Raw genomic sequence first — 20,982 nt, forward strand, 5'->3', positions numbered from 1 at the left:
GTGCCTTCGCGACCGGGCCGCGTCCTCCGGTTACCCCGGGATGCGCAGCCGGTCGCCGGAAGGGCGGGACCAGGCCTGCCGAAGAGTCTCGTCCGTCTCGCCCACTCCGATCCGGTCCAGTGTGAAAGCACACATCAGCCGGGTCCAGACCGCGGGACGGCGCAGCATCGAATGGCCTTCCCCGGCGATCTCGAACCGCGCCACCAGGTCGGTGACCTCGCGGGCGCGCGCGGCGAACGCGTAGGACTCGGCGGGCGAGGTCATCCGGTCGCGGGTGCCGTGCGCGATCAGCACCGCGCGGCCCGCCACGGCGTCCACCGGCTCGCCACGGGGCGTCCACGGGGCCAGCGCGCACACGCCGGTCACCGCCGGATCGTCGGCGACGCGCAGCGCGACCCGGCCGCCCATCGAGTGGCCGACGAGGACCACCGGCAGCCCGGGATGGTCGGCGCGAATTCGTTCCAGGGCCCAGCGCGCGTCCGGCACCGGGCTTTCCATCCGCCCGTTCCAGCCGTACAGCCGGTTGCGCATCAGCCGGACTTCGAGACCGTGCCGCCGTCCGGCGCGGTGCAGCGAGCGGGCCAGCGGCACCATCCGCTGATACGCCAGCCGCCACGGCTGGACGACCGCCGTGCTGCGTTCGGCCCCGCCGTGCAACACGAGCGCCACCGCGCGGGTCTGCCCGGGGGCCCGCCACACCCGCACGGCCGGATCCGCCTGGCCGCCTTGCCGTTTCCCGTTCACCGGCACCCCCATTCCGATCAACTCCACGGTAATCCACCACGAAGCGTGTCCACCCGATAGATTCGGTGCCCGGACCCGCGAGGAAGGGCAGGTGTGGTGAGCGCCACGGATCTCGTGAAGAGCACTTCGGACCAGCTTGCGGCGGCCGCGGAGGCCAACGCCGCGCAGGTGTCCGCCGCCGCCGATCTGCTGCTGGGGGTGATCCGGGCCGACGCGCTGGTCTTCACCGCCGGCGCCGGGCATTCGCTCGCGGCGGTCGCCGAGACGTTCTACCGCGCGGGCGGGCTCGCCTGCGTGTATCCGCTGTACCACCCGGAACTGCTGCCGCTGCACGGCGCGCAGAAGAGCACGCGCACCGAGCGCCGCTCCGGCCTCGCCGAGGAGGTGCTGGCCGAACGCGCGCCGGGACCGGACGACGTGCTGGTCGTCTTTTCCACCTCTGGCGTGAATCCGTACCCGGTCGAACTGGCCGCCGGCGCGCGCCGCCGGGGTGCCGCGGTGATTGCCGTGACCTCGCGGGCTTGCGTGGCCGCGGCACCGCGGCGGTCCGCCACGACGCTCGTCGAAGAAGGCACTGTGGTGCTGGATTCGCTGGTGATTCCCGGCGACGCCAGCTATCCGGCGTCCGCGCCGCGCACCGGGCCGCTGTCCACTGTGGTCAATGCGTTCCTGTGGAATCTGATTCTGGCCGAGGTTTACGACCGGGGAACCGCCGAGGGCCTCGACGTTCCGCTGTGGCGCAGCTCCAATGTGGAGGGTGGCGACGCGGCGAACGCGGCGCTGCTGGCCAAGTACGAGCCGCGGGTGCCTGCCCTGCGCTGACGACGTCGTGAGTGTTGATCACGGTTAGAACCGTGATCAACACTCACGAGCCCCCTACGCCGCCGCAGGCTCCTCCGAAAACTGCGTGTGGTACAGCTCCGCGTACCGCCCCTCGAGCGCCAGCAGCTCCTCGTGCGTGCCGCGTTCCACGATGTTCCCGTTTTCCACCACGAGGATCAGATCCGCCGCCCGCACGGTCGACAGCCGGTGCGCGATCACCAGCGACGTCCGGCCTTCCAGCGCGCCGGTGAGCGCTTCGCCCACCGCGGCCTCGGATTCCGAATCCAGGTGGGCGGTCGCCTCGTCCAGCACCACGACCTTCGGCTGCGCCAGCAGCAACCGGGCGATGGTGAGCCGCTGCCGTTCGCCGCCGGAGAGCCGGTAGCCGCGCTCGCCGACGGTCGTGTCCAGTCCGTCCGGCAGCGAATGCACCAGATCGCCCAGCCGCGCCTTCTCCAGCGCGGCCCAGATCTCGTCGTCCGTGACGCCCGGACGCGCGTAGCTCAGGTTGGCCCGGATCGTGTCGTGGAACAGGTGCCCGTCCTGGGTCACCACGCCGACGGTTTCGCGCAGCGAAGCGAAACTCAGGTCCTTGACGTCCACATCGGACAGCCGGACCGAACCGGCGTCCGCGTCGTACAGCCGCGGCAGCAGCGACGCGATCGTCGACTTGCCCGCCCCGGACGAACCGACCAGCGCGACCATGTGCCCGGCTTCCGCGCGGAAGCTGATGCCGTGCAGCACCTCGTCGCCGCCCCGGGTGTCCAAAGTGGCCACGTCCTCCAGCGAGGCGAGCGAGAACTTGTCCGCCGCCGGGTACCCGAACCGCACGTCCGAGAACTCGACCGAAACCCCGCCCTCGGGCAGCTTCTTCGGCTCGGCCGGCTCCTTGATCATCGGCTCCAGGTCGAGCACCTCGAAGACCCGCTCGAACGACACCAGCGCGGTCATCACGTCCACGCGCACGTTCGCGAGCGCGGTCAGCGGCGTGTACAGCCGGGTCAGCAGCAGCGCCAGCGCCACCACAGTGCCCGGTTCGAGCTTCCCGGTGAGCGCCAGGTAGCCGCCGAGGCCGTAGACCAGCGCCTGCGCCAGCGCGGACACGAGCGTCAGGCTGGTCATGAACCAGCGCGTCAGCATCGCGGTGCGCACGCCGATGTCGCGCACCCGCCCGGCGCGGAGGCCGAAGTCGGCGACCTCCTGGCGCGGCCGGCCGAAGAGCTTCACCAGCGTGGCCCCCGGCGCGGAGAAGCGTTCGGTCATCTGCGTGGTCATCCCGGCGTTGAGCTGCGCGGCCTCGCGCTGCAGCCCGGCCATGCGCCGGCCGAGCCGCCGGGCGGGCAGGACGAAAATCGGCAACAGGACCAGCGCGACGAGCGTCACCTGCCAGGAGAGCGACATCATCACCACCAGCGACAGCGCCAGCTGGATCATGTTGGTGACCAAACCGGACAAAGTCGCGGTGAACGTGCGCTGCGCGCCGATCACGTCGTTGTTGAGCCTGCTGACCAGCGCACCGGTGCGGGTTCGGGTGAAGAACGCGATGGGCAGCTTCTGCACGTGCTCGAACACCGCCACGCGCAGGTCGTAGATGATGCCTTCGCCGATCCGCGCCGACTGCCAGCGTTCGGCGAGGCCGAACCCGGCGTCGAGGATCGCCAGCGCCGCGATCACCACCGACAGCCAGATCACCACGTCCAGCTCGTGCCCGCCGACGATCGCGTCGACCACCTTGCCCGCGAGCACCGGCGTCGTCACCGCCAGCACCGCCGAGATCACGGTGAGCACCAGGAAGGCCAGCAGCCGCTTCCAGTGCGGCCGGGCGAACCGCGCGACCCGGCGGACGGTGCCCCTGGTCAGCGCTTTCGGCGCGTCGCCCGCCCGCATCGCGGAGCTCAGCAGCGCCCAGGTGTTGTCCATTGGAGTGTCCCCCAGCTCGTGAAAAACCTCTAGTTTAGTTGAACTTTTTTCCGGAGATGCCCAGCACAACACCGGGGCGAGCGGCATTCTTCCCGACCCCGGGAACCGGGGCCGGTTCTCCCCGGGGACGCCGCGACCGGGCCGGGGCACGGGCGGCGCGGCCCGCCTCGGTAGCCTGGCGTTTCGGGGTCGGCGAACCGGGGAGGAAACGCGGGTGCAACTGCTGATGGCCCCTGCGCGCGGCGAGGCGGCCCATCCGGTGCGGGTCGCCGCGTGGGATCTCGTCTTTTATCTCGGCTGCTTCGCCTTCGCGCTCGGCACCGCGCTCGCTTCGGAGTTCTACGGCTACCGGATCTGGGGCGATTTCGCGGTCGCCGGATACGGATTGGCGGCCGCGCACAGCGCCTGGCTGACGATTTCCGCGCGCCGCGGAATGCAAACTAACGGCAAATTCGGGTCGCGCTGGATCGGTATCGGCGCGGTTGTCGTGCTCGCGATGTGCGCGCCGTTGCTGATGCTGGTAATCCGCCGGCTGACCGGAACGGACTGGCTGATCACCCCGTTCTCCTGGGCCGCGCAGCCCGAGGTGTGGGTGATCGAACGCAGCGCGGATCTCTTGCTGCGGAACGGAACCCCGTACGTCGACTTCGCCGCGCTCGGCCGCGCACCGGAGGTGAACGACTACACGCCGTACGGCCCGGTGATGACCGTTTTCGGGCTGCCGCGCGCGGTGTTCGGCGGCACTCCGGTCCTCAATGCACTGACCGACGCGCGCTGGATGTTCGCGCTCGCCGCGGTGCTCTGCGCGTACGCGTCCTGGCGGTTGCTGAACCGGCCTCGCATTCCGGTTTTCGCCGCACAGCTCGCGATCGCGTGCCCGCTCACCGCGCTGACCTGGGCGGTGGCCGGTCCGGACCTCGCGATCGTGGGCCTGCTCGTGCTGACGTTCGCGCTCGCCGCGACCGGGCGTCCCGGATGGACCGGGTTCGTGCTGGCGCTGGTGATCAGCGCGAAACTCATCGTCGCGCCGGCGGCCGCGGTGCTCGCGGTATTCGTTTACCGGCGCGCTCGCGGCGAAAATCCTTGGGCGGCAACAGGTCGCTTCGCGGCCGCGCTGGCCGCGGCGACGATCGCGCTGCATCTGCCGGTGTACCTGGCGAACCCGGCGGCGTTCACCGAGCACGTAATCCGCTTCCCGCTCGGCATGGGCGCGGTCCGCTCCCCCGCGGCGAGCCCGCTTCCCGGGCACCTGATCGCCCAGACCGGACCGGCAGGCACCGTGGTTTCCCTGGTGCTGGTGGGCGTCGCGGCGGCGGCGATGCTGCTCTGGCTGGCGCGCCGGCCCCCCGCGACGGGATCCGCTGCACTGACGCGAACCGCCGTCGGACTCGGCGCGTTGATCCTGCTTACCCCGGCCACCCGGTACGGCTACCTCGTGTACCCGCTGGTACTCCTCGGAGCCGCGCTGACCTTCCGGGCCTCCGGACCGACCGTGCGCCCCCCGCGCAGCGGCCGCGCTGACGCTACTTCTTCTTGACCCGCGTGGCCCCGCCGCGCCCCCGCAGCTGGACCCCGGACTCCGACAGAACCCGGTGGACGAACCCGTAGGACCGTCCGGTGGATTCCGCCAGCGCCCGGATGCTCGAGCCCTTCTCGTATTTCTTCTTCAGGTCAGCGGCCAGCTTGTCGCGCGTGTTGCCGGTGATCCGCGCGCCTTTCTTGAGATCAGCCACGTCGATCGCCTTCCCGCCGAGTGGTTGTTCCGGGCCATTCGCGGCCCCTGCCGGGGCAATGATCGAACACTACGCGCCGGATTGCCAGACGACAGCCGTAAAACGATCGAAACCGCGATCACATTGGGCCATTCCAGTGCTTTCGCCGACACGGTAAGCACCCGAACGGACGCACTCGGTCAGGCAAGCTGGACAAGCTCGAGATAATCCGCCGACCAGTGGTCCTCGGTTCCGTCCGGAAGCAGGATCACGCGTTCGGGTTCGAGCGCCTCGACCGCGCCCGGGTCGTGCGTCACCAGCACGACCGCGCCGGCGAAGCTGCGCAGCGCGTCGAGAACCTGGGCGCGGCTGGCCGGGTCCAGGTTGTTCGTCGGCTCGTCCAGCAGCAGCACATTGGCTTGGCTGGACACGAGTCCAGCGAGCGCGAGCCGGGTCTTCTCGCCGCCGGACAGCGTTCCGGCGGGCTGGTCGAGCTGTTCGCCGGTGAAGAGGAACGAGCCGAGCAGGTTCCGCAGCTCCTGCGCGCCGGTGTCCGGCGCGAGATGGCGGATGTTTTCCCACACCGACGCTTCGTGGTCGAGCGTTTCGTGTTCCTGTGCGTAATAGCCCAACCGCAATCCGTGACCCGGTTCGACGGATCCGGTGTCCGGGGTTTCCATTCCGCCGAGCAGCCGGAGCAATGTCGTCTTTCCGGCTCCGTTCAATCCGAGCACCACGACCTTCGAGCCGCGGTCGATGGCCAGATCGACGCCGGTGAAGATCTCGAGCGAACCGTACGACTTGGACAATCCGTCGGCGGTCAGCGGCGTGCGCCCGCACGGGGCCGGGTCCGGGAACTTGATCCGGGCGACCTTGTCCGCCTGGCGCGTCTCGTCGAGCGAGGACAGCATCTGCTCCGCGCGCCGGGCCATGTTCTTGGCCGCGACGGCCTTGGTCGCCTTCGCGCCGAGCTTCGCGGCCTGCGCCTGCAGCGCGGACGCCTTCTTCTCGGCGTTCGCGCGCTCGCGGCGGCGGCGCTTCTCGTCGGTGGCGCGCGCGTCGAGGTAGCGCTGCCAGCTCATGTTGTAGATGTCGATCTCGCCGCGCGTGGCGTCGAGGAACCACACCTTGTTCACGACGTCGCCGAGCAGTTCGACGTCGTGGCTGATCACCACGAGCCCGCCGTCGTGCTGCTTGAGGAAGCCGCGCAGCCAGTTGATCGAATCGGCGTCGAGGTGGTTGGTCGGCTCGTCCAGCAGCAGGATCGTCTCGGATTTGCCGCCGGCTCCCGCCTCGGCGGCGGCGAACAGGATCCGGGCCAGCTCGACGCGGCGGCGCTGGCCGCCGGACAGCGTGCTGAGCGTCTGGGAGAGGATGCGGTCGGCGAGGCCGAGGTTCGAGCAGATCCGCGCCGCCTCGCTCTCCGCGGCGTACCCGCCGAGCGAGGAGAACCGCTCCTCGAGCCGCGCGTAGCGGTTGATCGCCTTGTCCCGCTGCTTGTCGTCGACCAGCTCGGACATCGCGGTCTGCGCCTTTTCCATGTCGCGCAGCAGGGTGTCGAGGCCGCGCGCGGACAGCACGCGGTCCTTCGCGGTGACCGACAGGTCGCCCTCGCGCGGGTCCTGCGGCAGATAGCCGAGTTCGCCGCTGCGCCGGACGTCGCCGGCGTGCGGTTCGCCCTCGCCCGCGAGGACTTTCAGCGAGGTGGTCTTGCCCGCGCCGTTGCGGCCGACGAGGCCGATGCGGTCGCCGGACTGGATGCGGAGGGTGGCGCCGTTGAGCAGGATGCGCGAACCGGCGCGCAGCTCAAGGCCAGTGGCCGTGATCAAGAGAACTCCCGGAGACGGGGGCGGTCAGATGGACGTGCTGGAGCGCCCCGGCACCGCGTGCGATGCGGGGCGGGCGGCTACTCTCTCTGGATCCGCACCAATGCCCTGTTGACCACGCATCCAGTGTACGGGTCGGCGTCGAGCGGTTTTCCCGGCCGTGTCCGGATTCACTCGGGTCCCGCTGCCGGATCCCGCACCGCCAGCTCCGCGGCGGGGGTCGCTGCGGCCGGCCCGGGGCGTTCGCCTTACGCGCGCAACAGTCCAAACAGGACAACGATACGGGGCCGCCGCGCGCTGCGACGGCCCCGTACCCCTCAGGCGAGCTGAGGCCGCACCGGCCCCGCGGTCACCGTCTTGTGCACGTCCGCCGGACGCCCGGCAGCCACGTACCCGTTGACATGCAGCGAAACGCTGCGGATCGAACCGGTGTCGCCGCCGGTGGTGTCGACGACCTTCAACGTCCACGTGCCGTCCGCCGAGACGCCCGGCTGGCTCTGCCGCGTGACCGGCCGGTAGGCGCCGGTGAACGGCGCGTCCGCGGATCCGGTCGAGCTGAACAGCTTGGTCGCGGAATCGTCGAACACGACCTGGCACAGGTTGTTGCCGCTGCCGCCGCCCCGCTGGAACAGCGTCGCCGTCGCGCCGGACGGCGAGGTCAGCGTGCCGACCAGGTCGTTGACGTAGGTGTGGTCGATGCCGACCGTGGTCGCCTTCTCCGCCGTGGTGCAGGCGGTGCCGTCAATCGAAAGCGAGACCTTCGCCGCGGGACCGACGCCGCTCACCACGAGCGGAACCGACGCGCCGAGCGGCGAGTTGTCCGGGATCGCGACCGCCGGACCGGCGTAGGCGAACGCCTGCGAGACCGGCGACGGCGTGCCGACCGGCAGCGAGAACGAGCTGGTGCGCGGCGAGTACGAGCCCGCGAAAGTCACCTTCGCGGTGAGCACCACCGGCGAGCCGAGCTGCTGGCTGGCCGGAACCGTGACGGTGAAGTCGTTGATTCCGGTCTGCCCGGGGCTGATCGTGCCGTACGACTTCGCCCGCGGCTCGATCGTGACGCCCTGGGTCGGAGAGGTGAGCACGACGCTCGTGGACACCGCAGTGCCGTCGCCGTTGTTTTTCACCGGCAGCGTGACCGTCGCGGTGTCGCCGGGGTTGAGCGTGCTGCCGCCGTTGGGTCCGCGGACCGTCGGCTGCCCCGCCTCCGCGTACGGCTGCGGGCTGGCTCCGGTGTAGGCCAAAACCTTGTCCGCCAACAACACGCCGGCACCGGTGAGATTGTCCGTGCCCGGTGCTTCGATGTCCACGGCGGTCTTCAGAAATGCCTCGCGAATGTCCGAAGAGGACAGTCCGGGGTTGCCGGACAGCACGAGGCTCGCGATCGCGGCCGCGTGCGGTGCGGCCGCCGAGGTGCCGAAGAACGGGTCGAACCCGCTCACCGAAGTGTGCACGCCGTCGGCCGCGGTGATTTCCGGCTTCTGCCGGACCTCTCCCCCGGTCGACGACACGTCGCCCGGCGTGATCGGCGTTCCGTTGGCCTCGTAGAACACGCGTCGCGGACCGTCCGAGCTGAACCGTTCCGCCTTGCTGGCAGCCGAATACGCCGCCGGATACGGTCCGGCCGGGTTCGCCGGGTCGCCCGGTTCGAGCGGCCGCCCGAACGCCGCCTCGGCCGGCGCCGCGGCGACCGCGAACGCCTTGCGCGCCGCGGCGTGGCCCACCACCGCGCCGGGCGTCGAGTACGCCTTCAGCCCGTCGGCGGAGTCGCGGAACCGGCTGCCGAACGCGGTCAGCGAGAGATACCGGCTGGCCCCGGAGAACTTCACCACGGCGAGCCGCAGCCCGGTGCCGCCGAAGAACGGGGTGGCCAGCTGCTCGTACGGGTCCTGGGTGCCGTTCTGGACGTCCTGGCTGAAGCTCACGACGTTGCCGCGCGCGTCGAGGAGGTAGAGGTCGTAGTCGTCGGCGGCCGCGCCGATCGGGTCCGACCAGTGCAGCGTCACCGGGATGTTGGCCGACGACGCGTCCGAGACCGGCTCGAAGATCTGTCTTCCGGCCGCACCGGCGAAGTTGTGCGCGGTGCCGGCGAATTTGCCGATCGGAACGCCCGAATCGACGAAATCGCCTTCCCAGTGCGCCGCGGTTCCGTCCGCGACGTTGCCTTCGTTGCCCGCGGAGGAAAAGTAGAGCGCGCCGTCGGCCGTCACGTCGTTCACCGCTTGCGCGATGATCCAGTCCTGGAACGGGGATTCCTTGAAGTAAATGACGTCGTCGACGATGACGTCGCAATGCGCTTCGAACCGGAGCTTGCGGATGTTGTCGGCGAAACTCGCGTCCGAGGTGAAGGCCGTCGCGAAACCGAGCTTCGCGTTCGGGGCGAGGTCGTGGATGATCTCGAGCATCGCGGTGCCCTCGTCGCCGCTGCCCGCTTGCCCGGTCAGGACATCGACCGCCGGAAGCTCGCCCTTGGTGCGGGAAACCTCCAGGGAATCGACCCCGTCGGACAGCGCACACGCCTTCACGCCGGTGCCGGTCACGCCGAACTGCTGGCGCGCGGTGTCCGCGTTGTGCGCCCGGTCGCCCGCGCTGACCACCTGAGTTTTGGCCGCGAGCGCTTCCTTGAGCTGCCGATCAATGCGGTCGGCCTTGTGCTGTTTCGTTTCCGTGCCGTCTTTGTTTTCCCGCTGCCGCGCAGTCATCGCCTGGTCCGCGGTCTCGACGTGCTTCACGTCGCCGCGCTTCGCGATCTCCGGCAGCGCCGCCAACGGCACCTCGGCCCGAATGCTCGCCACCGCACTCGACACCGCCCGCACTTCGGCCCCGGCCGCGCGCAGGTCGTTGACAAGCCCGTCGCTGACCTTCGTGACGCGGATGTCCACCAGCGCCTTGTCGGCGACTTTGGCGATTCCCGGCAACGCGGCCGCACTCAGGCTCCGCGTGCGCATTTTCTCCTGGACGAGCAATTTGCTGTCTATTTTGGACTCTTCCGCGGTCTGTCCCGACTTCACCGCTTGCAAAGCGGCGATCTGCCTGTTCGCCGTGGAGTCCACAGTGGACTCCTGGGCATCCGCGAGGGGCGGGGCCGCCAGCCCGGCGGCCAGCACCGCCGCGGCGACCACGCCCGTCCGTCTTCTGGCCGAGGCCCTGGGTGAACGAGTACGACGCACGTGCGCCTCCGATCCCGCACCGCGTGCCCCGACTCACGCTGCCCAACGCCGGTGATCACCGGCTGGATCCAGCTATGTCCCACTTCTGTCCGGGAAAAACGGCCGTTGGGGTGACGTTGGTCAGGCAATATCCGCAGCCCGCCGGACGTCGTAGGCCGTTCGGCGGAGCCTGCCTCCGCTCTTGCGCGAGTCAGCTCCGGCTTCAGTGCGAAGCGGCCGAGCCAATACGTGCCGATCGCCTGCCCCGGCAGCCGAGCGCCTTCCCGAACCGAGTCACAGCTCCAGCCACATGATGCGCAACCCCACCCGCCCCTCGACCGGATGCCGAAACGCCCCCGGCGCAACCCCCAGCGTCACGAACCCGAGGCTCTCGTACAACCGGATCGCGTGCACATTGGTCTCGACCACCGCGTTGAACTGAATCGCGGCGAACCCCGACCGCCGCGCCCAGGCGATCAAGTCCACCGCCAAAGCCCGCCCGACGCCCGAAGCGCGTGCGGAACGGGACACCATCAGGCTCCCCGAAGCGACATGACTGCCCGGACCAGGCCGGTTGGCGTACATGTTCGCCGTGCCCAGCACCCGGTCTCCGTCGGCCGCGACCACCACCCGCGCCGGGGCCGGGACCAGCCACTGCCGCCGGGCTTCGGATTCGGTCATGGCCGGGTCGTAAGGGAACGTCTGCTGCTCGGTCACCACGTCCCGGACGATCGGCCAGATCCCCGGCCAATCGCCGGCGCCGGCTTCCCGGATCGTCAACGACATCCGGCTACCGTGCTCAGCGGACCACCGGGAGCGCAACCTATTTACAGCACAAAGGAATCCGACCAAGGCTGGCTCGACCGTCCGGACAACGCCTCCAGCAGGGTCACCGCCTGTTTGTCCGTCAGCGAAGCCACGAAGTCCACCACCGCCCGGCCCCGGGCCAGCCCGCGCACCGCGTCCGCGCCCTCGATCCGTTCGCCCGTCGCGCCCACCAGCAGCTCCGGCGCGGTCCGGGCGAGGTCCGAGTACTCGCTGCGCGCCAGTTCCATCAGGTCGTGCAACCGCCGCGGCAGGCGGGAGGCCTCGTCGCGGTCCAGGAGCCACGCGTCCAGCGCGTCGACCAACGTCGTGACCAGGCTGGCCTGGCCGCGCTGGTGCAGGGCGAGATCGGGGCGCAGCAGCACGAACCGCCGGTGGACGAACTTCAGGACCTGCACCTCGTGCCACTGCGCGGGCCGCAGCGAGACGTGGCCGGACCGGATCGGCGGCGACGGCAGCACGAAAACCCCGTCCACCAGCCGCGCCATCCAGTTCGCCGAGAACGCGGCGGTCGCTTGCTCGGCTTCGGTCGAACCGTCGAAACCGTCGGCGAGCAGGCCGTCGACCAGTTCTCGCTGGACGCGCGCGACGGCCGCGGCGAACGCGTCGTCGTCCACGATCCAGCTGTCCTTCAAGTGCATCCGGCGGCGCATCCGCTCCAGGGAACGGCCTGGGCGGCGGATTTCCGCGGTCAGCCGGGCGTCGTCCAAAGAGGCCAGTTCGACGGCGTGCGCCAGCCACTCCCCCAGTTCGGCGGCGACGGGCGCGTGCTGCAGGACGCCGATGCGGTGGAAGTCCTGCAGGTCGTGGATCGCGTACGCGATGTCGTCGGCAGTGTCCATAACGGACGCTTCCACCGTCTGCTGCCACTGCTCGATCCGCCCGGCGAACGGTGCCCGAGCCTGCGCGAAGTCGTCCAATTCCGTGACATAGGCGGAAAACTTGCTCGCCCCGGTGCCGGGAGCGTCGTCGGGTTCGGCGGCGCCTCGCGGAGGCAACGGCATCTCGGTCGGATGCGGCTGCGGGTAGTGCAGGCGGGCCCACGGGTACTTCAGGACCGCGGCACGGACCGCGGTCGTCAGGTCCAGTCCGATCGAGGACGGGCCGCGCACGTCCGTCGTCGTGATGATGCGGAACGACTGCGCGTTGCCCTCGAACCCGTCGGCGAGGCCGAACCGGTGCCGCGCGATCCGGTCGAGGGTCTGCTCGCCGAGATGCCCGAACGGCGGATGCCCGAGGTCGTGCGCCAGCGCGGCGGCCTCGCACGCGTCCGGATCGCAGCCGCCGAGTTTCGCGGCCAGTTCGGCCGACTCGCTCGACCCGGTGATCCGCTCCGCGATCCCGCGCGCGACCTGCGCGACCTTCAGGCTGTGCGTCAGCCGGTTGTGCAGCAGCCCGGCGCCACCCGCGCTGACCACCTGGGTGACCCCGCCGAGCCGCGCGAAGAACGGCGACGCGGTGATCCGGTCGCGGTCGACGCGGAACGGGCTGGTCGCCAGGTCGGTGAACCCGCCCGCCCCGTTCGCCGGGTCCCGGCGCGCTGCCCTGCGATCGGTCTCGTCCATGTGTCCCACCGTATCCGGCCGTCCGGCAGGATTGCGGGATGACCGACGTGCTGGTGGCGGGCGGCGGCCCGGCCGGACGGGCGCTGGCGGCCGCGTGCGCCCGGCGAGGGCTGGAAACGGCCGTGCTCGACCCGGATCCGCACCGAAAGTGGCCGAATACTTACGGACTGTGGGCGGACGAAGTGCCGGAGCTGCCGGACAAGGCGATCGCCGCGGCTCCGGCCACGACGCTGGCCTACGGGACCCGCGAGCACCGCATCGACCGGGCGTATCGGGTGCTCGACAACGCCGGGCTGCGCGAGTGGCTCACTGAACCGAAGGTCCAGGTCATCCCAGGCAAGGTGACCGGCGCGGAACACGGTCCGCACGGTTCGACGGTCCTGCTCGCCGACGGTCGACGGCTGGCCGCGGCGGTGTTCGTCGACGCGTCCGGCGCGCCCAAGCTGCGCGCCCCACGCGCCGAGCAGACCGCGTACGGGCTCGTGCTTCCCGCGGACCAGGCCGAACGGCTGGCCCCGGCCGACACCGCGGTGTTCACGGACTGGCGCGACGGCACCGGCAGCTTCCGCTACCTGCTGCCGCTCGGCGACGGCTCCGTACTGGTCGAGGAGACTTCCCTGGCCCGCAAGCCCGGGCTCCCGGTGGCCGAACTCGCCCAGCGGCTGCACGCGCGGCTCAAAGCGGCGGGCATCCGTCCCGCGGGCCGGGTCGAACGCGTGCGGATCGTGCTCGACGTGCCGCTGCCAAAGCGCGGACAGGCGGTGCCGTTCGGGGTCGCGGGCGCGCTCGTGCACCCGGCGACCGGCTACAGCCTCGCGACCGCACTGCAACTCGCCCCTCGCGTCGCGGACGCTCTCGCGGACTCGTTCGACGCGGGTCCACCGGCCGCCGCCAGTGCGGCGCGGAAGGCATTGTGGCCGCCCGAAGCCCGTGCCGTGCATGCCTTGCGCCGCCACGGACTCCGTGCATTGTGCGGAATGTCACCCGCTCAGTCGGCGCAATTTTTCGACCTGTTCTTCGCTCTTCCGGTCCCGGCGCAGCGAGCGTTCACCTCGGGCCGCGCCGACCTGCCCGGCACCGCCGCCACCATGGCAAACCTGTTCCGCGCCGCGCCCGGGGGCCTCCGCCGGAGGCTGCTGGGCTGAGGGAGCGCCGGGAATTTTCCCGTGCCCGATCGAGGGAACGGGAAAAGCGTTTTGTTACTCCGATCCGGTGGCCAAAGTGCCGCGCTGGTGAACATCAGCTGACAACGGTTTCGCAGCCGCCTTCGACGGTGCCAGTATCGCGTCCGTGACGACGCTGCGTGCGGTCCGATTCGCCTTCCAGCCGATGTACAGCTTGCACACCGGTGGAGTCGTCGCGTACGAAGCACTGGCCCGGCCGGGCCGGGGCACGGCGCACGAACTGCTCGCCGAGGCCCGGCGCGCGGGCCGGCTCACCGAGGTCGACCTGGGGCTGGCCGCCGCCGCGGTGCGCCAGGAAGCCGAGCGGCCCAGCGCGCTCCCGCTGCACCTCAACGTCTCCGCGCGCACGCTCGCGTCGCCGCTGGAGTCCTTCGCCGAGCTGATCGCCGAGCTCGGCTCGGCCGGCCGCCGCACCCGCGACGTCGTGCTGGAGGTCGGGCCGCCGTTCACGCACCTGCCCACCGGCCGCCTGCTCGACGGCATGCGCGCGCTCACCGAACAGGGCTTCCGGCTCGCGCTCGACGGGCTCGGCCGCGGCGACCTGCCGCTGGCGCTGCTCGCGCAGTCGCCGGTGGACCTGGTGAAAATCGACCGCAGCGTGCTGCGCGGCCTGCCCGGCGACCCGGCGTCGACGGCGATCGTCGAGGCGCTGCTGCACTACACGACGCGCACGAACATCCGGCTGGTCGCGACCGGGATCGAAACCGAGTCGCAGCTCGACGCGGCGCAGGCCCTCGGCGTCCGGATCGCGCAGGGCAACCTGCTCGCGCCGCCCGCCGCGCACCGGTCCGCGTCCGCCTCCGGCGCGGTCCTCCCGGAGGACCGGCGCACGCCCGCGCCGCCGCAAGCCCCGCGCGTCGGCGATTTCCTGCGCCCGGCCACGACCTTGCCGGTCGACGCGACCTGCGACGACGTCCGCGAGGTGCTCGCCGCCGCCGACGCGCCGAGCGGCGTGGTCGGCGTCGACGCGGACAACCGTCCACAATGGTCGGTCGACCGCACGCGGTTCCTCGTGACCATCACCGGCCCGTACGGCCACGCCCTGCACGCGAAGCGGCCCGCGGCGCGGCTGGCGGACAAACCGCACCTGATCGAGGCGGGCGCGAGCGCGCTGGAATTCCTCGAACTGGTCACCGACGCCGACTGGGGCCGCACCGGCGACGACGTCGTGGTGGTCGACTCGACCGGCCGCTGTCTCGGCGTGGTTCTGGTGACCGAGGTCGTGCGCGGGGTCGCCGAGGCGAAGGTCGAGGAGGCGGTCACGCTCAGCCCGCTCACCCGGTTGCCGGGCAGCGAAGCGGCGGCGCGCGACGTCGAACGCCGGATCGCGAGCGGCGAGCAGTTCGTGGCGGCGTGGCTGGACGTCGACGCGTTCAAGTCGGTCAACGACAACGCCGGTTTCGCCGCGGGCGACGACCTGATCCGCGCGCTGGGCGAAACCCTCACCGACCTCGCCCGGCGGCTGCCGAGGATGCGCGTGAGCCACGTCGGCGGCGACGACTTCCTGATCGTGTGCGACGTGGACGAAATCGGCACGGTCGCCGCGGCTTTGCTGGACACGCAGTGGTCCGCCGAGGGCCTGCCGGTCACCGTCTCCCTGGCCACGCTGGTGTGCGGCAGCGGCACGATCCCGTCCTATCGGGACGCTTCCCGCCTCCTCGCCCCGCTGAAGAAACGCGCCAAAGCGGTCCCCGGTTCGAGCTGGGTCCTCAGCCGCCCGGGCAGCGACCGCGTCGAAGTGCTGCGCGGCATCGGCCGGGACGTCGCGATCAGCCGCTCGGCCTGACGAACCCCGACTCGTAAGCCCGGATCACCGCCTGCGTCCGGTCCCGCGCGCCCAGCTTCGACAACACATTCCCCACATGCGTCTTCACCGTCTGCAGGCCGAGAAACAACTCCGCGGCAATCTCCCCATTGGACAGACCCGCCGCCATCAACCGCAGCACGTCTCGCTCCCGCTCGGTCAGGAAATCCAGCGGCGCTGCGGAAGGCGCGGGCGAACGCCGCGCGGCCATGCTCCGGATCGCCGCCGGGAACAGCAGCGAATCCCCCGCCAGCACCGTGCGGATCCCGGCGACGATTTCCTCCGGGCGAGCGCGTTTCAGCAGGAATCCGCTCGCCCCGGCGAGCAACGCGTCGTAGACGTAGTCGTCGTTTTCGAAGGTGGTCACCACGATCACCTTCGGCGGGTTGTCCATAGTGGACATAAGGTGGCCGGTCGCGCGAATCCCGTCCACCGCGGGCATTCGCACGTCCATCAGCACGACGTCCGGACGCAGCTGGCCGACCAGCCCGGGCACCTCGGCGCCGTCGGACGCCTCGCCGACCACGGTCAGGTCCGGTTCGCTGTCCACGATCGCGCGCAGCCCGGCCCGGATCAGCCGCTCGTCGTCCACCAGCAGGACCCGCACGCTCACCGGTTCCCCCACGGCACCGTCACCACGACCTCCCAGTTATCGCCGACCGGTCCCGCGGACAGCTTGCCACCCACCAGCTCCGCCCGCTCCGCCATGCCCCGCAGCCCGCGTCCGCCGCGGGCGCGCGACGGCCGGACCGAGCCGAGCGGGTTCGCGACCGCGGCCCGCAGCCGTCCGTCCGCGACGGCCAACGCGACGGTGACCGGCGCCCGGCCCGCGTACCGCACCGCGTTGGTGAGGCATTCCTGCAGGATCCGGTACACCTCGCGGGAAACCACCGCGGGCACTTTCGCGAGATCGCCCTCCACTTCGAGACGGCACTCCGTGCCGGACTGCTGCGTCACGGTGATCAACGCGGGCAGGTTGGCGAGGCCCGCGTGCGGCGTCCGGTCGCGGGCTTCGTCGCGGAGCAGGCCGAGCACGTGGTCGAGGTCGTCGAGCGCGGTGCGAGCGGATTCCTCGATCGCGGTGAGCGCTTCCTCGGTGAAACCCGGATCGCTGTGCAAGGTCCGCCGCGCGGCCCCGGCTTGCACCGTGACCACGGAAAGCGCGTGGCCGACGGAATCGTGGAGTTCGCGCGCGAGCCGGGTGCGTTCGGCGAGCTGGTCGGTGCGGCGTTCGAGCTGCGCGATCCGTTCGGCGGCGGACCAGCCGAGCAACCGGGCCGCCGCGCGGCGCAGCACTCCGCCGACGCCCCACACGACGTAGATCAGCACGACGAAAGCCAGCACGAACGCCGCGGGCAGCCACGCCGAAGCCCAGCCGCGCGGAACCGTCAGCCGGAAATCCGGCGTGTCGACAAGCCGACCGGTGAAGACCGCGTTGATCGCGAACCCGAACCCGGCCGGCACCGCGAGCGTCGCCAGCCCGGTGCACAGGCCCGCGACGACGTGCAGCACGAACATCGCCGCACACCGCACTCGTCCGCGCCCCGGCGCGGGCTGGGCGAGCAGTTCCCGCACCGCCGCCGCCTCCAGCACCCGCACCGCGGGCAGGAACGCGGTCGCGGCCAGCACCACGAGCATCACGACGAACCCGGAGAGGCTCGCCCAGCCCATCGTCGTGGCGAACGGCACCAGCGACGGCATCGCGACCATCGCGAGCAGCAGATACGGCACGCTGAGCGCGGCGCCGAGGATCAAGTACACCCATCGGCGATAGGTGACCCCGCTGACCAGCGGACGGAAGAAACGCACCCGCCAATCCTGACAGGCGGCCCCGGCGGGCGCTTCCCTCCCGAGCGGGACCCTGCCGCCGGGTTTCCGGCAGTCGGCTGGCCGATACCGCCTGGCGTCGGCCGCGGACGTGTTGTCCACGCGCGATGTGGTGCCGCACGCGTTCGGCACCATCGCCGACTAGCGCTTGCCGCACGGGTGGGGCTGGCTCTTCTCAAATTTGCCTGCGGGGATCCGCTTGCTGCATCGACCGGCCGGGGCCGCACCACGCCGATGCGATCCTGGGACCGGCCGCTGTACGCGATGACCGGTGCGTTCGCCGCGGCCCGATTGCGGATTTCGGTGCTGAGGGAGGCGAAACCGGTGCCGAAGGCGGCTTTCCCGGAGGGTTACTGGCGTGTGAGTGCTGGCGCCGGTTCTCACCGGCGCTAGCACTCACGAGGTCCTCAGTAGACAGTCTTGGTCACCCGCGTGCCCTCGAAGCGGAATCCGTTGGCCCACAACTGCTGCACCTTCGCCGACTCCTGCGCGTCCGGCTTCGCGTTGGTGCACGACGTGCCCGGCCCGTGCCCTGACATCAGCTCGGTGCACGGACCCTCGTAGTGGTCCGGCAAGCCGAGGTTGTGGCCGAGTTCGTGCGCGGCGATGCGGGTCGGGTCGTAGCCCTCGGCGACCTGGCTCGTGTCCAGGTAGACGTCGCCGTTGCCGTGGCCGTCAGTCTGCGTGTACGAGCCGCCGCTGTGCACCTCGTGGATGACGATCGTGGCCTTGCCCTCGTCCTTCACCAGCTGCACGTCGCTGACCGCGGCGTTCCAGTTCGCCGCGCCCTGGTCGATCTGGGAGACGTAGTCCGGAGCGCCGGCCGAGCTGTAGTAGACAGTGGTCGCCGCGGCGGCGGACGCGGCGGGTGCGGTCGCCAGGCCCAGGCCGAGCGGAGCGGCGGCGCCCATGGCCAGTGCGGCGATCCGCCGGAACCCTCGTGCGTGCATCGTGTCCTCCGTACCTCGTCGAGAAAGCAAGCAACCCGTTGTCCGCTCGATGACGTTAGAAGTTCACCACCGCGGGCGACTACGTCCGAAAGTAGGGCGCTCCCTCCCGGGAGGGAGGCCCGTCCCGCCGCGGCTGGATCCGCGGCAGCGGCCGCGCTGGTGTGCTCGTCGGCATGCAAACGCTGCTGCTCGGCCTGCTGGCCTACGTCGTCGTGCTGTGGCCGCTGGTCGCGGCGGCCCGGAAGGTGCTCGGGGTGCGCGTCGGTCTCGTCCGGGCGCTCGGCGCCGCGCTGGCGGGCTGGCTCGTCGCGGGCACCGTGATCCAGACGTTCCCGCTGGCCGTGCTGACCGCCCCGGGTGTCGCGGTCGGACTGCTGATCCCGCTCGCGGGCAGCGCGCTCGCGGTGACCCTGCTGGTCCTCTTCGTCGCCGAACTCGCGATTCCGTCCGGTGGGCCCGGATTGTTCGCCCGGCTGCGGTCACTGCGGTCCCGCGCGGCCCGCGCCCGTCGTTACTCGCGGATCATGCGCATCGCGATCCGCCACGGTCTGGGTTCGTTCCTCACCGGCCGCCGCACCGCGGACCCCGACGGTTCGGCGAAGCTCGCGCGGTCGCTGCGGCTGGCCCTCGAAGAAGCCGGCGTGACGTTCGTGAAGCTCGGCCAGTTGCTCTCGACGCGCGCGGATCTCCTGCCGCCGGTGTACATCCGCGAACTCAGCAAGCTGCACGACCAGGTTCCGCCCGCACCCGAAGCCGAGGTGCGCGCGGTGCTGAGCGAGGAAATCGACCTCGCCGCGTTCGCCCACCTCGACGACGAACCCCTTGCCGCGGCGTCGATCGCGCAGGTTTACGGCGCGCGGCTGCGGTCCGGCGCCGAGGTCGTCGTGAAGGTGCAGCGGCCCGGGATCCGCGAGCAGGTGGAACGCGACATCGACATCGTCCGCCGCCTCGCCGCCGTGCTGCACGAGCGCGCGGACTGGGCGCGCTCGCTCGGGGTGCTGGAATTGGCCGACGGATTCGCGCAATCCCTTGAGGAGGAACTCGATTTCCGCACCGAAGCCGCGAACATCGCAGCGATCGCCGGGCATCCGATCCCCGGCGTCACGCTGCCGACTGTCCACAAAGCACTGTCCACGGAGCGCGTTCTGGTGATGCGAAGGCTCGACGGCAAACCGCTTTCCGCCGGTCCCGAATGCTCCCGCGAAGAACTCGCCCGTACTTTTCTGCGCGGCCTGCTCGACCAGGTGCTGCTGGGCGGGGTCTTCCACGCGGATCCGCACCCGGGCAACGTTCTGCTGCTCGAAGACGGCACCCTCGGCCTGCTCGACTTCGGCTCCGTGGGCCGCCTCGACACCGGCCTGCGCGCCGGCCTGCAAGCACTGCTGCCCGCCATCGACCGCGGCGACCCGGCCGGCGTCCGCGACGGGCTGCTGGAGATCGTCCACCGCCCCGACGACCTCGACGAACAACGCCTGGAACGCGCGCTGGGAGCCCTGCTCGCCCGGCACTTCGGCCCCGGCCGGACGCCCGGTCTCGACCTGTTCACCGGCCTGTTCCGCGTCGTCGCCGACTTCCGCCTGGCCGTCCCGCCGCCGATCGCCGCGGTGTTCCGGGCGCTGGCGACCATGGAAGGCACGCTCGCGACGCTGGCCCCGGACTTCGATCTGGTCGCCGAATCCCGCGCGTTCGCCGCCGAACGCATCGGCCTGCGCCCGGAAACGGTGCGCCGCACCGTCACCGACGAGTTCACCGCCCTGCTGCCGGTGCTCCGCCGCCTGCCGCGCCGCGTCGACCGGATCGGCGCGGCACTGGAAGAAGGCCGCCTGTCGGTGAACGTGCGGCTGTTCTCCGACGAACGCGACCGCGACCTGGTGACCGGCCTGGTGCACGAGGTGCTGCTGGCCCTGGTCGGCATCGCGACCGGGCTCATGGCCGTGCTGCTGCTGGCCAGTTCGAGCGGCCCGCAGCTGGTGCCCGGGCTGACGCTGAATCAAGTGTTCGGCTACAACCTGCTGATGATCAGCGCACTGGCAGGACTGCGGCTGCTGTTCGTCGTCTTCCGGCGCTCCGGACGACGGTCCCGAGCAGACCGGCGGACCCGATGAGGCCCCCGCTCCGGCGGCGATCCGGCCCGGCCGCTCCAGGAATCCGGCGGCGAACGCGGTGGTTCGCCGGGATCTGCCTGACCCAGCACAGATTCCCGGTCGCCGAGACGACTCCGCATCCTGCGGACAAGGCACCGCTCCGCGGCCTGCGCTACTGGGAGCCGTCCACGATGTCCCGCTGGCCGCGAGCCAGGAAAGCCCCACCCGGTAGCACTCTCGCGGGAAGGCCACCTGCTCACCGACCACGACCCCGCCGAAACATCCCCGCCACCCGGCACCACACGCGCACGCGTGGAGAAACGGGCCACCGCCCGCACCACCGGGAGCCGCTCGCGACGTCCCGCTGGCCGCCACCCAGAAAACCCCACCCGCAGCACTCTCGCCGGAAAAGACGCCTGCTCACCGACCACGCCGGAACGTCCCACCCCACCCGTCACCGAACGCGCTCGCGTGAAGACCGGTCACCGCTCGCGTAGAGACGGGCCCGCCCGGCATTCCCGTCGCCGCAGCGCACCTCATCGCCGCCGATCAGGTCACCGCTCGCGCCGT

At 71.0% G+C, this 20,982-nt stretch carries 15 protein-coding genes and 1 pseudogene; 5 read left to right on the forward strand and 11 right to left on the reverse strand.

Annotated features, from left to right (window positions below; all coding sequences use genetic code 11):
- Positions 1 to 30: 30 nt before the first annotated feature.
- Positions 31 to 756, reverse strand: coding sequence for an alpha/beta hydrolase (locus F9C12_RS10240; RefSeq protein WP_409466986.1), 726 nt, complete (start codon positions 754 to 756; stop codon positions 31 to 33).
- Positions 757 to 837: 81 nt separating this feature from the next.
- Between F9C12_RS10240 and F9C12_RS10245 the strand changes: the two genes are divergently transcribed.
- Positions 838 to 1,566: a sugar isomerase domain-containing protein gene (locus tag F9C12_RS10245; RefSeq protein ID WP_409181758.1), complete on the forward strand. Its 729-nt coding sequence runs from the start codon at positions 838 to 840 to the stop codon at positions 1,564 to 1,566.
- 54 nt (positions 1,567 to 1,620) lie between these two features.
- Here F9C12_RS10245 and F9C12_RS10250 read toward each other — a convergent pair whose 3' ends face one another.
- Positions 1,621 to 3,486 carry an ABC transporter ATP-binding protein gene (locus F9C12_RS10250; protein WP_409465707.1) on the reverse strand — a complete coding sequence of 622 codons (1,866 nt, stop codon included), beginning with the start codon at positions 3,484 to 3,486 and terminating at the stop codon, positions 1,621 to 1,623.
- 226 nt (positions 3,487 to 3,712) lie between these two features.
- Here F9C12_RS10250 and F9C12_RS10255 point away from each other — a divergent pair, with 226 nt between their 5' ends.
- Positions 3,713 to 5,023, forward strand: a complete 1,311-nt coding sequence (locus tag F9C12_RS10255) for a glycosyltransferase 87 family protein (protein WP_409187041.1) — start codon at positions 3,713 to 3,715, stop codon at positions 5,021 to 5,023.
- Here F9C12_RS10255 and F9C12_RS10260 read toward each other — a convergent pair.
- The 6 genes and pseudogenes from F9C12_RS10260 to F9C12_RS10285 all read right to left on the reverse strand — a co-directional run bounded on the left by F9C12_RS10260 (position 5,010) and on the right by F9C12_RS10285 (position 12,563).
- The gene (locus tag F9C12_RS10260) at positions 5,010 to 5,219 is read right to left on the reverse strand and encodes a helix-turn-helix domain-containing protein (RefSeq protein ID WP_003071237.1); all 210 of its coding nucleotides are present in this window, start codon (positions 5,217 to 5,219) and stop codon (positions 5,010 to 5,012) included. The genes F9C12_RS10255 and F9C12_RS10260 overlap by 14 nt on opposite strands.
- Positions 5,220 to 5,398: 179 nt before the next feature.
- Entirely contained in the window at positions 5,399 to 6,280 is an 882-nt protein-coding gene (locus tag F9C12_RS10265) for an ATP-binding cassette domain-containing protein (protein WP_409466987.1), read from the reverse strand.
- A gap of 216 nt (positions 6,281 to 6,496) precedes the next feature.
- Positions 6,497 to 7,036, reverse strand: a pseudogene (locus F9C12_RS10270) (ATP-binding cassette domain-containing protein); the annotation flags it as partial.
- Between the two features lie 305 nt (positions 7,037 to 7,341).
- Positions 7,342 to 10,146 carry a S8 family serine peptidase gene (locus F9C12_RS10275; RefSeq protein WP_409465708.1) on the reverse strand — a complete coding sequence of 935 codons (2,805 nt, stop codon included), beginning with the start codon at positions 10,144 to 10,146 and terminating at the stop codon, positions 7,342 to 7,344.
- Between the two features lie 321 nt (positions 10,147 to 10,467).
- Positions 10,468 to 10,959, reverse strand: a complete 492-nt coding sequence (locus F9C12_RS10280; protein ID WP_409465709.1) for an N-acetyltransferase family protein — start codon at positions 10,957 to 10,959, stop codon at positions 10,468 to 10,470.
- A gap of 41 nt (positions 10,960 to 11,000) precedes the next feature.
- A complete protein-coding gene (locus F9C12_RS10285; protein WP_409465710.1) occupies positions 11,001 to 12,563 on the reverse strand; it encodes a deoxyguanosinetriphosphate triphosphohydrolase family protein in 1,563 nt (520 codons plus the stop codon).
- A gap of 38 nt (positions 12,564 to 12,601) precedes the next feature.
- On the opposite strand from F9C12_RS10285, the gene F9C12_RS10290 reads away from it, so the two are divergent.
- Positions 12,602 to 13,708: a lycopene cyclase family protein gene (locus F9C12_RS10290; RefSeq protein ID WP_409465711.1), complete on the forward strand. Its 1,107-nt coding sequence runs from the start codon at positions 12,602 to 12,604 to the stop codon at positions 13,706 to 13,708.
- A 145-nt stretch (positions 13,709 to 13,853) separates the two neighbouring features.
- Complete coding sequence (locus F9C12_RS10295; protein ID WP_409465712.1) at positions 13,854 to 15,533, forward strand: GGDEF domain-containing protein; 1,680 nt, start codon at positions 13,854 to 13,856, stop codon at positions 15,531 to 15,533.
- Here F9C12_RS10295 and F9C12_RS10300 read toward each other — a convergent pair.
- The 3 genes from F9C12_RS10300 to F9C12_RS10310 form a co-directional block, all read right to left on the reverse strand.
- Positions 15,517 to 16,164: a response regulator gene (locus F9C12_RS10300; RefSeq protein ID WP_409465713.1), complete on the reverse strand. Its 648-nt coding sequence runs from the start codon at positions 16,162 to 16,164 to the stop codon at positions 15,517 to 15,519. The two genes, F9C12_RS10295 and F9C12_RS10300, sit on opposite strands and share 17 nt — an antisense overlap.
- Positions 16,161 to 17,360, reverse strand: a complete 1,200-nt coding sequence (locus F9C12_RS10305) for a sensor histidine kinase (protein WP_409465714.1) — start codon at positions 17,358 to 17,360, stop codon at positions 16,161 to 16,163. The genes F9C12_RS10300 and F9C12_RS10305 overlap by 4 nt, the downstream gene beginning before the upstream one ends.
- Positions 17,361 to 17,785: 425 nt before the next feature.
- Positions 17,786 to 18,328, reverse strand: a complete 543-nt coding sequence (locus F9C12_RS10310; RefSeq protein ID WP_409465715.1) for a snapalysin family zinc-dependent metalloprotease — start codon at positions 18,326 to 18,328, stop codon at positions 17,786 to 17,788.
- 173 nt (positions 18,329 to 18,501) lie between these two features.
- Here F9C12_RS10310 and F9C12_RS10315 point away from each other — a divergent pair, with 173 nt between their 5' ends.
- A complete protein-coding gene (locus tag F9C12_RS10315) occupies positions 18,502 to 20,433 on the forward strand; it encodes an ABC1 kinase family protein (protein ID WP_409465716.1) in 1,932 nt (643 codons plus the stop codon).
- Positions 20,434 to 20,982 lie beyond the last annotated feature (549 nt).

Origin of the sequence: Amycolatopsis sp. GA6-003 (genome assembly GCF_046267895.1) — a bacterium.
GTDB lineage: Bacteria > Actinomycetota > Actinomycetes > Mycobacteriales > Pseudonocardiaceae > Amycolatopsis.

What these genes read in the sequence shown, in the direction of transcription:
- F9C12_RS10265 (WP_409466987.1), bottom strand. Translation starts at nt 6,280, where the DNA reads ATGAGCTGGCAGCGCTACCTCGACGCGCGCGCCACCGACGAGAAGCGC.
- F9C12_RS10240 (WP_409466986.1), bottom strand. Translation starts at nt 756, where the DNA reads ATGGGGGTGCCGGTGAACGGGAAACGGCAAGGCGGCCAGGCGGATCCG.
- F9C12_RS10255 (WP_409187041.1), top strand. Translation starts at nt 3,713, where the DNA reads ATGGCCCCTGCGCGCGGCGAGGCGGCCCATCCGGTGCGGGTCGCCGCG.
- F9C12_RS10315 (WP_409465716.1), top strand. Translation starts at nt 18,502, where the DNA reads ATGCAAACGCTGCTGCTCGGCCTGCTGGCCTACGTCGTCGTGCTGTGG.
- F9C12_RS10250 (WP_409465707.1), bottom strand. Translation starts at nt 3,486, where the DNA reads ATGGACAACACCTGGGCGCTGCTGAGCTCCGCGATGCGGGCGGGCGAC.
- F9C12_RS10280 (WP_409465709.1), bottom strand. Translation starts at nt 10,959, where the DNA reads ATGTCGTTGACGATCCGGGAAGCCGGCGCCGGCGATTGGCCGGGGATC.
- F9C12_RS10310 (WP_409465715.1), bottom strand. Translation starts at nt 18,328, where the DNA reads ATGCACGCACGAGGGTTCCGGCGGATCGCCGCACTGGCCATGGGCGCC.
- F9C12_RS10290 (WP_409465711.1), top strand. Translation starts at nt 12,602, where the DNA reads ATGACCGACGTGCTGGTGGCGGGCGGCGGCCCGGCCGGACGGGCGCTG.
- F9C12_RS10285 (WP_409465710.1), bottom strand. Translation starts at nt 12,563, where the DNA reads ATGGACGAGACCGATCGCAGGGCAGCGCGCCGGGACCCGGCGAACGGG.